Source organism: Amycolatopsis sp. NPDC028719 (assembly GCF_055565395.1).
Genome location: NZ_JBVHUL010000007.1, coordinates 1 through 14,467 on the forward strand (window position 1 = coordinate 1; position 14,467 = coordinate 14,467).

The following is a 14,467-nucleotide window of genomic DNA, read 5'->3' on the forward strand; positions in this document are numbered from 1 at the left end:
CAAGGCCAGTGCGATGCCGCCGGGGCGGGGGAATCTGCTGACTCGTAAGAACGGTAAGCAGCTGATCCAGGTGTCGTGGATCCAGCCCGACTGAGGTAACGCACCGGACACTGTGGATCCTTCCGGGTTCATCCGGTAGCCAACGTCTCCGCGAAGTTGTAGAGTGAGCGCTACATACAGAGATGCCGGGGGGCGTGACCGACCGCCGCAACGAAGCGAGGTTTCCCTTGAACGTCCTCGAACAGGTGAAGAACTCACCGATGAGCCGGGCCCAGGTGAGAGCGGTCGCGCTCTGCCTCGTGATCAACCTGATCGACGGGTTCGACCTCCTGGTCACCTCCTACGTCGGCCCGTCGATCACCCGGCAGTGGAGCTTGTCGCCCTCGTCGGTGGGGGTGCTGCTCAGCGGCGGGCTGGCCGGCATGGCCATCGGCGGGCTCTTCCTCGCCCCGCTCGCCGACCGCGTCGGACGCCGCCGGCTCACCCTCGGCTGTCTCGCCTTGGCCTCGCTCGGCATGCTCGCTGCCGCCGCGGCGCAGGACTTCGGCCAGCTGCTCGCCTGCCGGGTCGTGACGGGGGTGGCCGTGGGCGCGATGGCGGCCAGCCTGCCGGTGCTCACCTCCGAATACGCGAACCACCGGCGCCGGGGGCTGGTCGTCGCGCTCATCACCACCGGCTACGGCCTGGGCTCGGTCATCGCCGGAATCGCGTCAAGCCTGCTGCTGGGCTCGTTCGGCTGGCGGTCGGTGTTCGTGTTCGGCGCGATCGTCACGGCGCTGCTCTTCGCGGTGGCGCTGCGCTCCCTGCCGGAGTCGATGGACTTCCTCGTCGCCCGCCGGCCCCGCCAGGCGCTGGACAAGCTCAACCGGATCCTCGTCTCGATGGGCCGCACCCCGGTCGCGGAGCTGCCCGCGGTGCCGTCGGCGGCGACGGCGCGCAAGGTGGCTCTCGATGCGCTGTTCCGCGGGAGCAACGCGGTGCGGACCGTGCTGGTCTGGGTGGCGTTCGTCGCGGCGCAGCTGATGTTCTACTTCGCCAGTTCATGGACGCCCAGCTTGCTGCTGAAGGTCGGGATGTCCAGCCGGCAGGGGATCAGCGGCGGTGTCCTCCTCAGCCTCGGCGGGGTGACGGGCGCGGTCCTGCTGGGACTGCTGGTGTCCCGGATCGGCCCGCGGCGGCTGACCGCGGCCTACTTCGGCATCGGCGCCCTCGCCCTCATCCTGTTCTCCGTCTCCCTCGGCACCCTGGCGATCGCCTTGGTCGTGGCGGTGCTCGTCGGGCTGTTCCTCAACGGCACGGTCACCGGCATCAACGTCATCGTGCCGAGCCTCTACCCGGCCGAGGCCCGCGCGACCGCCCTCGGCTTGGCGGTCGCGGTGAGCAGGCTCGGTGCCGTGCTGGCGCCCCTGCTCGCCGGCTTCCTGCTGCAGGCGGGCTGGACCCCGGCCTCGATGTTCCGCTTCTTCGCGATCCCCGGCGTCCTCGGTGCCGTCGCGACCCTCCTGCTCGCCCGGTTCGGGCGGGCCTCCCGGACCACCACGGACCGGCCGGCCGAAAGCGCGGTGGCGGACGCATGACCGAGTTCGACCCGGACCGCACCGCCGTGCTGGTCATCGACATGCAGAACGACTTCGTCGAAGAAGGCGCGCCGCTGGAGTTCCCCGAGGGACGGCGGGTCATCCCCGCCATCCACCGGGTCCTGGCGGCCGCGCGCGACCGGGGCATGCCGGTCGTCCACGCCGCGCACGTCCACCGGCCCGGCGGCGCCGACCTGGGGATCCACCGCGAGCTGTACCCGCCGGTGGCGGCGGGAGAGGCCCTCGTGGACGGCGAGCGCGGCGGGGAGATCCACCCCGACCTCGCGCCGCGGCCGGGGGAACCGGTGATCAAGAAGCACCGGTACAACTCCTTCTACGCCACCGACCTGGAGATCATCCTGCGCGGGCTCGGCGTGGAGACGGTGGTCCTCACCGGCATGACGACCGAGTGCTGCGTCCTCGGCACGGCCCGCGGCGCCCTGGAACGCGGCTTCCGCTCCCTGGTGGTCTCCGACGCGTGCGCGTCCTGCGACTACCCGGACCTCGGGGCCGGTCCCATGTCCGCCGCCGAAATGCACCTGGCCGCACTGCGGGTGATGGCGCTGACGTCGTCGCGGCTGATCGCCACCGACGAGTTCCTGGCGCGGCTGCCGTGAGGCGCGAACGGACGTACGATCCACAAAGGAGGACGGACGTGCCTACCCTGGTGTTGCTCCACGGCGGCGGGCCCGGCGTGGACGCCGCGAGCAACTGGGCGAGCGTGCGCGCCGGGTTCGACGGCGAGTTCCGCTGCCTGGCCCCGGATCTCCTCGGGTTCGGCAGGCAGATCGTCGGGACGGGCGGGCTCAAGGGGCCGCGGGCGTGGGCGCTCGCCCGGGCCCGGCAGGTGCTGGACCTCCTCGACCACCACGGGCTGGACCGCGTGCACGTCGTCGGCAACTCGGCCGCCGGTGGCGCCGCGGCACTCGCGCTGCTGTCCGTGGCGCCCGGCCGGGTCGGCCGGGCGGTTGTCATGGGCGGGGCCGGGACCGGGCCGCTCCCGCCCGCGGTTCCCTTCTACGACAACCCGACCCGGCAGTCCATGCGGGCCACCCTCGGCCGGCTGGTCGCCGACGAAAGCGTCCACGAAGGACTGCTCGACGAGCTCACCGACGTGCGGCTGAGGCAAGCCCTCCGTCCCGGCGCGGAAGCGGCGTTCCGGTCGATGTTCGCCGACATCGTGGGCGGCCCGCCGCCGGTCGGCCTCGCGAAGATCACCACGCCGGTGCTCGCCCTGCACGGCGAGCGTGACCGGGTGTCGCCGGTCGAGGTCTCCGAGCGCCTGGCCGCGTCCCTGCCCGGCGCTCGTCTCGAGGTGGTGGCGGGGGCCGGGCACTGGATCCACGTCGACCGGCCCGACGAGTTCACCAAGCTGGTAGGGGAGTTCCTGAGCGCATGACCGGAATCCTGATCGTGGGCGCCGGTCCGGCCGGCCTGACCCTCGCCATCGACCTCGCGCGGCGCGGCGTGCCCTGCCACGTCGTGGAGGCGACCGGAACGCGGCCCGTCAACCCGCGGTGCAACACCACGTCCGCGCGGTCGATGGAGATCTTCCGCCGGCTCGGGCTGGCCGACGAGATCCGCCGGGCCGGGCTGCCCGAGGACTACCCGACGTCCATCCAGTACCGCACCACGTTGGACGGCGAGGAGATCTACCGGATCGACCTCCCGTCCGCGCACGACGTCTTGACGGGCGAAGGCAAGGACGGCCGGCCCACCCCGGAGCCGCAGCACCGGATCTCGCAGCTCTACCTCGAGCCCATCCTGGAAGAGCACGCGAGCAAGCTGCCCGGGCTGACCCTCGAGCGCGGCACCCGGCTGGTCGAGCTGCGGCAGCACGACGACCACGTCGAGGCCGTCGTGGAGACCGGCGGGCAGACGCGCACCTTGCGGTGCGCGTACGTGGTCGGCTGCGACGGCGCCCACAGCACCGTCCGGCGGCAGCTGGGCATCCGGTACGAAGGCGTCGACGCGATCCAGCGGTTCGTGTCGACCTTCGTCCGCTCGCCCGAGCTGGGCCGGCTGGCCGCGAAGGACCGGGCCTGGACGTACTGGACCTACGGCCGCCGGATCGCGTCGCTGATCGCCATCGACGGGGAGTCGTTGTGGCTCAACCACGTCGCCTTCGCCCCGGACCACGACACCGAGGGCGAGGACCCGGAACAGCTGCTGCGGGAGTCGGTGGGCAAGCCCGTCGAGCACGAGGTGCTCGGCGTGGTCCGCTGGACCGGCCGCCGGCTGGTCGCCCGGAAGTACCGCGCCGGCCGGGTGTTCCTGGCCGGGGACGCCGCCCACATCTGGATCCCGGTCGGCGGGTTCGGCATGAACGCGGGCATCCAGGACGCGGCGACGCTTGCCTGGATGCTCGCCGCGGTCCACCGCGGGTGGGCGCCGCCGGAGCTGCTGGACGCCTACGAGCTGGAACGCAAGCCGGTCGGCGAGCAGTTCGCCGCCGCCGTGGACGCCCAGGCCCGCACGTCCTTCGCGGACGTCTCCCCGGACATCCACCTGACCGGCCCCGAAGGCGAGCGGGCCCGCGCCGAACTGGCCGGGCGGCTGGCCGAAACCGAGCCGCGGCGGTATTCCCCCGACGGCTTCAGCTTCGGCTACCACTACGCGGGTTCGCCGCTGGTGGTCGGCGGCGAAGACCACGCCGAGATCACCATGGGGGACTACCAGGACCGCGCGCGGCCCGGGTACCGGCTCCCGCACGTCTGGCTCGACGACGGCCGGTCGGTGCTCGACGTCCTCGGCCCCGGCTTCACCCTGCTGCGCACGGACCCGGGCGTCGCCGTGACGCCGTGGACCCTGGCGGCCCGCGATCTCGGGATCCCGCTCACCGTCGTCGACCTGCCCGGCCGGTACCCCGCCGAGCTGCTGCTCGTGCGCCCGGACCAGCACATCGCCTGGATGGGCGGCGCCGACGCGCATCCAGGCGAGCTCCTCAGCACAGTGACCGCCCGCCGGCGTTAACGAACACCAGGAGAAACGCAATGCCTTACGCACTCGGCATCGACGTCGGCGGCACGTTCACCGACGCGGTCGCCTCCGACGGCGCCGGCCGGATCGTGTCGGCCAAGACGCCGACGACCCCGCCGAACCGCGAGGCCGGGGTCATGCGCGCGATCGAAGACCTCGCTGCCGAGCTGGACATCAGCGTCGGCGAACTGCTCTCGCAGACCGACTACATCGCCCACGGCACGACCGCGTCGATCAACGCCCTGGTCCAGGGCCAGGTCGCCGACGTCGGGCTGATCGCCACCAAGGGCCACCGGGACGCGATCTACATCATGAACGCCGAGGGCCGCACCCTCGGCCGCTCGGCCCACGAAATCCAGGACACGCTCCGGCAGCGCAAGCCCGCTCCGCTGATCCCCAAGTACCGGGCCCTCGAGGTCACCGAGCGGATCGACCACGCCGGAAAGGTCCTGGTGCCCCTGGATGAAGAGGAAGTCCGCCGCGTCGCACTGTCTCTTGTGGACCAGGGGGTCGAAGCGATCGCCGTCTGCCTGCTGTGGTCGTTCAAGAACGGGAGCCACGAACGGCGTGTCCGCGAGCTGATCCACGAGATCGCGCCGGACATGTACGTCACGCTCTCCTCGGAGGTCAGCCCGCGCATCCGCGAGTTCGCGCGGACCTCCACGACGATCATGAACGCCCAGGTGGGGCCGAAGCTACGTACCTATCTGCTCCCGCTGCAGAAGCACCTCGAGGAAGGCGGGCTCAAAGGCCCGCTGCTGGTCATGCAGAGCGAGGGCGGCACCATCACGGCCGACCGGGCTCCGGAGCACGCCATCACCACGGTCGGGTCCGTGCTGTCCGGTGGCGTGATCGGCGGGATGCGCCTGGCCGGGCAGCTCGGCCACCGCAACGTCATCACCACCGACGTCGGCGGCACCACGTTCCTCGCCGGGCTGATCGTCGACGGCGAGCCGGTGATGGCGCCGGGCTCCATCGTGAACCAGTTCCCGATCAACGCGGCGACGATCCGCGTGCACACCATCGGCTCGGGCGGTGGGGCGCTCGCGTCCGTGGACGAGGGCGGGAATCTGCGGCTCGGCCCGCAGAGCGCCGAGGCCGTCCCCGGTCCGGCCTGCTACGGCAACGGCGGCACGCGGCCCACCAACACCGACGCCAACCTGGTGCTGGGCATCCTCAGCGAGCGTGGCCTGCTCGGCGGCCGGAAGCCGCTGCGGATGGACCTGGCGCGGGAGGCGATCCGCGAGCACGTGGCCGAGCCGCTCGGCCTCACCGTCGAAGAAGCCGCCATCGCCATCCACGAGGTGCAGAACGCCCAGGCGGGCGACCTCCTGCGCCGGGCCGTCGTGCAGGCCGGCTACGACCCGCGTGACTTCGTCGCCTACGCCTTCGGCGGCGCCGGGCCCGCCCACTGCGCCGGCTACTGCCAGGACCTCGGTGTCAGCGAGGTCGTCGTGCCGCTCGGGCCCGTCGCGTCCGCCTTCTCCGCGTACGGCCTCGCGGCTTCGGACGTCGCGTTGAGCGCGGAGCTGTCCGATCCGTCGTCCTTCCCCGTCGACCACACGGTGCTCGAATCCCACTTCGGCCGGCTGGAGGCCGACCTGCAGCGCGCGCTGGACCGGCAGAAGGTGAAGTTCCACGACGTGTCCCTGCACCGCGAGATCGACCTGCGGTACTCGATGCAGGTCACCGAACTCGCCACGGCCGTCCCGGACGCGAAGTTCACCGAGCGCACCGGCGACGAGATCCTCGAGCGCTTCGAGGAGCAGTACGAGCGCATCAACGGCAGCGGCGCCGGCTACCGCGAGGCCGGGGTGCAGGCGATCACCTACCGCGTGCGGGCCAAGGCCGGGCTCGGGTTCCCGGTCGCCCTGCCGGAAATCCCGCTCGCTTCCGGTCCGGATCCACGGGAGGCGCTGCTCGGGGAACGCTCCGTCTGCCTCGGCTCGCAGACCGGGTTCGTGATGACTCCCGTCTACGACTACGCCCGGCTGCGGGCGGGCCACGAACTCGCCGGACCGGCGATCGTCGACGTCCCGGCCACCGTGGTCGTGGTCCCGGCCGGGGTCACCGGCCGCGTCGACCACCTCGGCAACCTCGTGCTGCGCTACCAGTGAGGACACCATGACATCGAAGATCCCCGGGGCGGACGAGTTCACCAGCCGCCCGATGCCGCGCGAGGAACTGCTGCGGCAAATCTCGCCCAGCCTGCCGCTGCACCAGATCAGCGACGACCGGGCCGAACACGTCGACGCGCTCACCTACGAAGTCGTCCGGCACCGGCTGTGGGCGATCACCCAGGAGATGGGGGAGACGCTGCGGCGCATGTCGGGCTCGCACGTCGTCACCGAGTCCAACGACTTCAACTTCTCCATCTGCGACGAGCTCGGCGAGCAGGTCCAGGTCGGCACCTACAACATCGGCCTGATCGGCTCGATGGACCTGGCCATCACCTGGACCCTGCGCCACCGCGGCGACAACCCCGGTATCGCCGAGGGCGACATGTTCCTGTGCAACGACCCGTGGATCGGCGGCGGCCTGCACCAGAACGACGCCGCGATCCTCGCGCCGATCTTCCACGACGGCAAGCTGTTCGGCTGGACCACGGCCATCGCCCATCAGGTCGACCTGGGCGGGCCGCGGCCGGGCTCCTTCAGCCCGTCCGCGCAGGACGTCTTCGGCGAGGCCGTCCCGACCCCGCCGATGAAGGTCGTCCGCGGTGGGGTCCTGCAGCGCGACATCGCCGACGCCTGGGTCCGCCGGTCGCGGCTCCCGCACCTGGTGGGTCTCGACCTGCGCGCCAAGATCGCCGCCAACAAGAACGCGGCCGAGCAGATCCTGCGGCTCATCGGCAAGTACGGCGCCGACACCGTCAAGTCGGTGATGCGCCGGATGATGGACGACGCCGAACACCGGCTGCGCGCCAAGCTCGAGACGCTGCCCGACGGGACGTGGAGCGCGGTCGGCTACCAGGAGCAGTCGCGCAGCGGTGACCGCGGGCTGCACGCCATCAAGGTCGCGATGACGAAGGAGGGCGACAAGCTCGTCTTCGACTTCCGCGGCACCGCCGCGCAGACCGGCATCATCAACTGCCCCTACCCCGGGCTGCGCGCCGGGATCGTGTTCACGATGCTTCCCTTGCTGGCCGGCGACATCCCGTGGGCCGCGGGCGGGCTGATGCGCTGCTTCGAGATCATCACCGACGAAGACACGATCACCAACGCGTCCTTCCCGGCCGCGGTCGGCAAGGGCCCGTTCGGCCCGGCCTGGGGAGCGGGCAACCTGGTCGCGGAGGTGCTGGCCAAGATGCTGGACGCCGAACCCGGCCACCGCACCGACGTGCAGTCCATCTGCAACGGCACCACCGACCTCTGCGTGGTGTCCGGTGTGGACACCCGCGGCGGCGGCAGCAAGGGCTTCGTCTCGCCCATCTTCGACGTCATGGCCGGCGGCTACGGCGCCCAGGTCCACCACGACGGCGTCGACACCGGCGGCCGGCTCATCATCCCCGCCGCGCGGGCACCGGACGTCGAGATGACCGAATACCTCTACCCGCTGGTCGCGCTGTGGCGCCGTGAGCAGATCGACTCCGGCGGTCCGGGCCGGCAGCGGGGCGGGATGAGCGGCTCGGTCTGCTACGTCCAGCACCCGGACCAGCGGGGGACGATGTCCCTGGTCGTGTCCGGCACCGGCAAGGTCGCGAACCAGAACGTCGGCCTGGCCGGCGGCTATCCGGGCAACTCCCAGCTCGACCTCGTCGTGCGCGGGGTCGACCGGCCTCAGCTCGCCCAGGCGGTCACCATCCCCGGTCACCTGGGCGAGCTGGGCGGGGAGATCGAGGTGCTGCCGTGCGAGGGGGAGTCGGACCTCGGCCCCGGCGACGCGCTGTACCTGCACTGGCAGGCCGGTGGCGGGTACGGTGACCCGCTGCTCCGCTCGCCCGAGAGCGTCCGTGAGGACGTGCAGCAGGTCCGGGTGACGGCGGACGCGGCCGAGGACGTCTACGGCGTCGTGCTCCGCGACGGCGAAGTGGACGGGGCCGCGACCGACGAGCGACGCGGGAAACTGCGGCGTCGCCGGGCTTCCGGCGCCGGACTGGCCGGGCTCGCGCGCATCGGCACGCCGGAGCTGGGCGAGGTGCGGCGGCTCGACGACAACCTCGCGGTGCTGGCCGGCGGAGTGGTGGCGTGTGTCCACTGTGGAACCGAGATCGGGCCCCTGGCCGGGGGCGCGTTCGTCGCTTCGCTGGCCCGCCGGGAGGCGCCGCCGACCGAAGCGGGCCCGCACATCTGGCACGACCCGCTGGAGTACGTCGACGCGGAGATCGTCTTCCGGCAGCTGTGCTGTCCCGGCTGCCTGACCGCGATCCATTCCCGGGTCGTTCCCGTCGACCACCCGCTTCCGGCCGACGAATACCGGAGCTGGGCCTGAGCCGACCCGGCGGATTCCCGCGGATCCGCCGGGTCTTCCGGCGCGTAAGACTTCGGATAGAACGTTCTGTCTTGACAACGCGCGACCGGGGCACCATGCTGAATTGAGATAGAACGTTCGGTCTTGTCGGGGAAGGTTTCCCCGCATGGTGAAGGGATCATGGTGACTACTGTCGACTCGCCCGCCGTAGGTGGGTTCGCCCCGGCGCTGCGCCGGTTGTACTTCGTGCGGTTCGCGTTCGCCATCGTGTGGGCGGTCCTCGTGTTCCTGACGACCAAGTCGGGGCTGGGGGCGGTCGGCGTCGTCCTGGTCGTCCTGTACCCGCTGTTCGACGTCGGATCGGCCATCGTGGACGCCCGGTCCGCGAAGGGCGCCGGCTCGGTCACCGGGCTGTACGTGAACATGGCGATCAGCACGCTCGCCACCATCGGCATCGGTGTCGCCGCCGCCTCCGGGATCCCGGCGGTGCTGCGGGTCTGGGGTGCCTGGGCGATCGTGGCCGGTCTCGCCCAGCTGATCGTCGGTGTCGCCCGCCGCAAGATGGGCGGCCAGTGGCCGATGATCCTCAGCGGCGGCATCTCCGTGCTGGCCGGCGGGTCGTTCATCGCCGGTGCGTCCGCGGCGAACGCGTCGCTGTCCAATGTGGCCGGCTACGCCGTTCTCGGCGGCATTTTCTTCCTCGTCTCGGCGATCCGGCTCGGCCGCGCCGCCAAGGGGAACTGACATGACCACGTACGACGTCGTCGTCATCGGTGCGGGCCCGGTCGGGGAGAACGCGGCCGACCGGGTGGTGCAGGGCGGGCTGACCGCCGCGATCGTCGAACGCGAGCTGGTCGGGGGCGAGTGCTCCTACTGGGCGTGCATGCCGACCAAGGCGCTGCTGCGCAGCGGCGCGGCGCTCCGCGCGGCCCGCCAGGTGCCCGGAGCGCGGGAAGCGGTGACGGGCGAGCTGGACGTGGCGGCCGTGCTCCGCCGTCGCGACTCCTTCGCCTCGGACTGGAACGACGAGGGCCAGGTGTACTGGCTGGAATCGGCGGGCATCCCGCTGTACCGCGGCCACGGCCGGATCACCGGCCCCCGGGTCGTCGAGGTGACGGGTGCCGACGGCACCACCACGACGCTGACCGCGCGGCACGCGGTGATCGTCGCGACCGGGAGCAGCGCGCTGGTCCCGGACATCGAGGGTCTCCGCGAGGCGGCCCCGTGGACCAGCCGGGAAACCGTCGCGGCGAAGGAGGTCCCGGGCCGGCTCGCCGTCATCGGCGGCGGCGTCGTGGCCTCGGAGATGGCGACCGCGTTCAGCGAGCTGGGGTCGTCGGTGACGATGCTGGCCCGCGACGGCGTGCTGCACCTCAACGAGCCGTTCGTCGGCGAACGCGTCGCGGAGTCGTTGCGGGAGAAGGGGGTTTCGGTCCGCGTCGGCGCCGAGGCCGGATCGGTCAAGCGCAACGACGACGGCACGGTGTCCCTCACGCTCACCGGCGGCGAGCAGATCGACGCCGACGAGCTCCTCGTCGCGATCGGCCGCACGCCGAACACCCAGGACATCGGCCTGGAGACCGTCGGCCTGAAGCCGGGTTCCTGGCTCACGGTCGACGACACGATGCGGGTCGCCGAGGTGGACGGCTGGCTTTACGCCGCCGGCGACGTCAACCGGCGCGTTCTGCTGACGCACCAGGGCAAGTACCAGGCCCGCGCGATGGGCGACGTCATCGTGGCGCGCGCCAAGGGCGAGCCGGTCGACGACGCCCCCTGGGGGCGGCACGCGGCGACCGCCGACGAGCGCGCGGTGCCGCAGGTCGTCTTCACCGACCCGGAGATCGCGTCGGTGGGGCTGACCGCGGCCAAGGCCGAGGCCGCCGGGCTGCGGATCCGCGTCGTCGACTACGACCTGGCCGCCACGGCGGGATCCGCCGTGCACGCCGAGGGCTACCGCGGCCACGCCCGGATGGTCGTCGACGAGGACCGCAAGGTGATCGTCGGCTTCACCCTCGTCGGCCCCGATGTCGCGGAGCTGCTGCACGCGGCGACGATCGCCGTGGCCGGCGAGGTCCCGCTGGACCGGCTCTGGCACGCGGTCCCGGCTTTTCCCACCGTCAGCGAAGTGTGGCTGCGGCTGCTCGAGGCCTACGGCCGCTGACCCGCCCGGTGTCCCGGCCCCGCCGCGAACCGGCGGGGCGGGACCCCGGCACACTTCTTCCCCCGAAAGGGGTATCCCCGTGCGTTTCCGCTTTTCCCGCTTCGCCGTCGCCGGCGTCACGGCCCTCGCCCTGCTCGCCACCAGCGCGCCGGTCACGGCTTCGGCCACCGGCGGCCCGTCCGGCGCCCCGAAGCCGACCATCGTCCTCGTCCACGGCGCGTGGGCGGACTCCTCGAGCTGGAACCCCGTCATCGAACGGCTGCGCCGGGACGGGTATCCCGTGCGCGCCATCGCCGATCCGTTGCAGGGCCTGACCAGTGACACCGCCTACGCCACCAGCTACCTGTCCACGATCGACGGTCCCCAGGTGCTGGTCGGCCACTCCTACGGGGGCGCGGTCATCACCAACGCCGCCACCGCCGTCACCGGCGTCAAGGCCCTCGTCTACATCGCCGGGTTCATCCCGGTGCGCGGCGAAACCATCGGTGACCTCGCCGCGAAGTCGGCGACGCCGCTGCCGTTGCTCACCACCCCGGTCCCGGCCGGCGCCGAGGTCGTCATCGACCCGGCACAGTTCCGCGCGGTCTTCGCCGGTGACCTCGACCGCACCACCGCCGCCGACCTGGCCGCCACCCAGCGGCCGGCCGACACCAGGGCGGTCACCGACCCCAGCGCCACCGAGGGCTTCCGCGCGATTCCGTCATGGGCGCTCATCCCGCGCCAGGACCACGCGATCAGCCCGGACCTGCAGCGCTTCATGACCGCCCGGGCGGGTGCCCGCACCACCGAGGTGGACGGCTCCCACGCGGTCCTGCTCAGCCGGCCCGACGTCGTCACCGAGCTCATCGAGCGGGCCGCACGGTGAACCGATGACCGCCGAAGCCATCCCACGGACCGGCACCGCCCCGATGACCCGCAAGCAGATCCTGCAAGCCCTGTCCGGCCTGTACATCGGCATCTTCGTGGCGATCCTGTCCTCGACGGTCGTGACGAACGCGCTGCCGACGATCGTGGCGGAGCTGCACGCCGGCCAGAGCGTCTACACCTGGGTGATCACCGCGACGCTGCTCGCCACGACGGTGTCCAGCCCGGTGTGGGGCAAGCTGGCCGATCTCGTCAGCAAGAAGCTGCTCATCCAGGCCGCCCTGATCATCTTCACCGGCGGCTCGGTGCTGTCCGGGCTGTCCGCCGGGCCGGGCCTGCTCATCGCGGCGCGCGTGGTGCAGGGCATCGGCGCGGGCGGCCTGCTCGCGCTGATCCAGGTGATCATCGCGACCATGATCCCGCCGCGGGAGCTGGGGCGCTACTCCGGTTACTTCGGCGCGGTGTTCGCCGTCGGGACCAGCGCCGGGCCGCTGATCGGCGGCCTCATCGTCGACACGGACTGGCTGGGCTGGCGCTGGTGCTTCTTCGTCGGCGTGCCGTTCGCGGTCGTCGCCCTGGTCGTGCTGCAGAAGACCCTCGACCTGCCGGTCGTCAAGGGCTCGGTGAAGATCGACTGGGCCGGGTCCGCGCTGCTGACGGCGGCCGCGTCGCTGCTGCTGATCTGGGTGACGCTCGCCGGTGACCGCTACGCCTGGCTTTCCTGGCCGACCGCGCTCCTGCTCGGCGGCACCGTGGCGCTGGCGCTGGCGTTCGTCGCCGTCGAACGGCGGGCCGCGGCCCCGGTGCTGCCGCTGTGGCTGTTCCGCACCCGGACGGTCGTGCTGGCCATCGTCGCCGGGCTCGCGATCGGCGTCGCCCTCTACGCCGCGTCGACGTACCTGAGCCAGTACTTCCAGCTGGCCGAAGGCAAGACGCCCACCCTGGCCGGCATCCTCGCCCTGCCGCTGATCCTCAGCCTGGCCCTCGCGTCGACCATCGCGGGCCGGGTCATCTCGGCCACCGGCCGGTGGAAGCCGTTCCTCGTCGCCGGTGCCGTGCTCATCGCCGCCGGGCTGGGCCTGCTCGGCTTCACCGAGCGGGACACCCCGTACTGGCAGCTGGCCCTCGCGATGGGCCTGCTCGGCCTGGGGCTCGGCATCATGCTGCAGAACCTCGTGCTGGCGGTCCAGAACCAGGTGAGCCCGCGTGAACTGGGCGCGGCGACCTCGTCGGTCTCGTTCTTCCGCACGCTCGGGGGCACGATCGGCGTTTCCGCGCTCGGGGCGGTCCTGGCCGCCAGGGTCGGGCACGTCGTCACGGACGGGCTGGCGAAACTGGGCGTCCCGGCCGGCGCCGGATCCTTGGCGCGGCCGGCCGAGCTGCCCGCGCCGGTCCGGGCCGTGGTCGAAGACGCCTACGGGCAGGCGACCGGCGCCCTCTTCCAGTACGCGGCACCGCTGGCGCTGGTCGCGCTGGTGTGCGTGCTGTTCATCCGGGAAGTGCCGCTGCGGACCACCAACGCGATCCCCGGCGACGGTCCGCGATGACGCTCGACGAGGAGACGATCGGGGACCTCGAACGCGAGTTCGCCGTCTTCGTCCGTCAAGACCGGGTCGCGTCGGGACGGCTCGGCCGGGATGTGCACCCCGGCCTCAAGGTCGCCGCGTACCGCCTGCTGGCGCACCTGGCCGAGCACGGGCCGTGCCGGCCGACCGGGCTCGCCTGCCACGTCGGCGTGACCGCGCCGACCGTCTCGCGGCAGCTCCACGAGCTGGAAGGGCTGGGGCTGATCGAACGCCTTCAGGCGGCCGACGACGGCCGGGCGTACGTGGTGCGCCTGACCGGTGCGGGCGACCGCCGCGTCGCCGAGGTCCGGGCCGCCCGCGGCGGGCGGCTGGGCGCGCTCCTCGCGTCGTGGCCGGAGCACGACGTCCGCGCGTTCGCCGAGCTGCTGGCGAGGTTCAACGGCAGCGCCGCCCGGCCGTCCCGCCGGTGCGGTGGGCGAGAGTGAGGGAATCCATTGTGGACACATACCCAGCGGGGAACGTCGACTGGCGGCAGCGCGAGATCCCGCTTCCGTTCCCGGCACGCCGGCACCCGCGCGGGGACGAAGCCCAGGCGGCCACGCGACAGTGGGCGCACCGCCTCGGCCTGATCCGGAGCGAGGGCACGCTGCGGAAGTTCGACGCGCTCGGCTACGGCCGCCTGATGTCCTACGCGGCGGCGGACGCGCGCGACGAAGACCTGCGGCTGCTGGTCGACTGGAACACCCTCTTCTTCGTGTTCGACGACGTCCAGGACGACGCGCTGCCGGCCGGCAAACGGGTCGAGTACGAACGGCTCCGGCGCCAGGTCCTCGAAACGATCGACCAGCGAGGGCGGCGGCCGTCCTGGCACCCGGCCGTCACGGCGGTCTCGGACCTGTGTGACCGCACTTTCCCGGCCGGAGTGCGGAGTGGGCCCGGCGTTTCGCGCT

11 protein-coding genes are annotated in these 14,467 nt (G+C 72.2%); all 11 read left to right on the forward strand.

Annotation, left to right across the window (positions count from 1 at the left end):
- Window positions 1-194 precede the first annotated feature (194 nt).
- The 11 genes from ACZ4TR_RS30625 to ACZ4TR_RS30675 all read left to right on the forward strand — a co-directional run bounded on the left by ACZ4TR_RS30625 (window position 195) and on the right by ACZ4TR_RS30675 (window position 14,002).
- Window positions 195-1,577 carry an MFS transporter gene (locus tag ACZ4TR_RS30625; RefSeq protein WP_465290740.1) on the forward strand — a complete coding sequence of 461 codons (1,383 nt, stop codon included), beginning with the start codon at window positions 195-197 and terminating at the stop codon, window positions 1,575-1,577.
- Complete coding sequence (locus ACZ4TR_RS30630; RefSeq protein WP_465290741.1) at window positions 1,574-2,194, forward strand: cysteine hydrolase family protein; 621 nt, start codon at window positions 1,574-1,576, stop codon at window positions 2,192-2,194. The genes ACZ4TR_RS30625 and ACZ4TR_RS30630 overlap by 4 nt, the downstream gene beginning before the upstream one ends.
- 38 nt (window positions 2,195-2,232) lie before the next feature.
- The gene (locus ACZ4TR_RS30635) at window positions 2,233-2,976 is read left to right on the forward strand and encodes an alpha/beta fold hydrolase (RefSeq protein WP_465290743.1); all 744 of its coding nucleotides are present in this window, start codon (window positions 2,233-2,235) and stop codon (window positions 2,974-2,976) included.
- Complete coding sequence (locus ACZ4TR_RS30640) at window positions 2,973-4,550, forward strand: FAD-dependent monooxygenase (protein ID WP_465290745.1); 1,578 nt, start codon at window positions 2,973-2,975, stop codon at window positions 4,548-4,550. Before ACZ4TR_RS30635 ends, ACZ4TR_RS30640 begins: the two co-directional genes overlap by 4 nt.
- A gap of 20 nt (window positions 4,551-4,570) precedes the next feature.
- Window positions 4,571-6,673: a hydantoinase/oxoprolinase family protein gene (locus tag ACZ4TR_RS30645; protein WP_465290747.1), complete on the forward strand. Its 2,103-nt coding sequence runs from the start codon at window positions 4,571-4,573 to the stop codon at window positions 6,671-6,673.
- Window positions 6,674-6,680: 7 nt separating this feature from the next.
- Window positions 6,681-8,987, forward strand: coding sequence for a hydantoinase B/oxoprolinase family protein (locus ACZ4TR_RS30650; protein WP_465290749.1), 2,307 nt, complete (start codon window positions 6,681-6,683; stop codon window positions 8,985-8,987).
- 159 nt (window positions 8,988-9,146) lie between these two features.
- Window positions 9,147-9,710 carry a hypothetical protein gene (locus ACZ4TR_RS30655; protein ID WP_465290751.1) on the forward strand — a complete coding sequence of 188 codons (564 nt, stop codon included), beginning with the start codon at window positions 9,147-9,149 and terminating at the stop codon, window positions 9,708-9,710.
- 1 nt (window position 9,711) lies between these two features.
- Window positions 9,712-11,127, forward strand: coding sequence for a dihydrolipoyl dehydrogenase family protein (locus ACZ4TR_RS30660; RefSeq protein ID WP_465290753.1), 1,416 nt, complete (start codon window positions 9,712-9,714; stop codon window positions 11,125-11,127).
- 79 nt (window positions 11,128-11,206) lie between these two features.
- The gene (locus ACZ4TR_RS30665) at window positions 11,207-11,992 is read left to right on the forward strand and encodes an alpha/beta fold hydrolase (RefSeq protein ID WP_465290754.1); all 786 of its coding nucleotides are present in this window, start codon (window positions 11,207-11,209) and stop codon (window positions 11,990-11,992) included.
- Window positions 11,993-11,996: 4 nt separating this feature from the next.
- Window positions 11,997-13,538, forward strand: a complete 1,542-nt coding sequence (locus ACZ4TR_RS30670) for an MDR family MFS transporter (RefSeq protein WP_465290756.1) — start codon at window positions 11,997-11,999, stop codon at window positions 13,536-13,538.
- Window positions 13,535-14,002 (forward strand): MarR family winged helix-turn-helix transcriptional regulator, encoded by a 468-nt coding sequence (locus ACZ4TR_RS30675; protein WP_465290757.1) that lies wholly within the window; start codon window positions 13,535-13,537, stop codon window positions 14,000-14,002. The genes ACZ4TR_RS30670 and ACZ4TR_RS30675 overlap by 4 nt, the downstream gene beginning before the upstream one ends.
- Window positions 14,003-14,467: the final 465 nt, after the last annotated feature.

Bases quoted from the DNA above. Each gene is read 5' to 3' on its own strand.
- ACZ4TR_RS30630 (WP_465290741.1), top strand. From the start codon at position 1,574: ATGACCGAGTTCGACCCGGACCGCACCGCCGTGCTGGTCATCGACATG.
- ACZ4TR_RS30640 (WP_465290745.1), top strand. From the start codon at position 2,973: ATGACCGGAATCCTGATCGTGGGCGCCGGTCCGGCCGGCCTGACCCTC.
- ACZ4TR_RS30645 (WP_465290747.1), top strand. From the start codon at position 4,571: ATGCCTTACGCACTCGGCATCGACGTCGGCGGCACGTTCACCGACGCG.
- ACZ4TR_RS30650 (WP_465290749.1), top strand. From the start codon at position 6,681: ATGACATCGAAGATCCCCGGGGCGGACGAGTTCACCAGCCGCCCGATG.
- ACZ4TR_RS30655 (WP_465290751.1), top strand. From the start codon at position 9,147: ATGGTGACTACTGTCGACTCGCCCGCCGTAGGTGGGTTCGCCCCGGCG.
- ACZ4TR_RS30660 (WP_465290753.1), top strand. From the start codon at position 9,712: ATGACCACGTACGACGTCGTCGTCATCGGTGCGGGCCCGGTCGGGGAG.
- ACZ4TR_RS30670 (WP_465290756.1), top strand. From the start codon at position 11,997: ATGACCGCCGAAGCCATCCCACGGACCGGCACCGCCCCGATGACCCGC.
- ACZ4TR_RS30675 (WP_465290757.1), top strand. From the start codon at position 13,535: ATGACGCTCGACGAGGAGACGATCGGGGACCTCGAACGCGAGTTCGCC.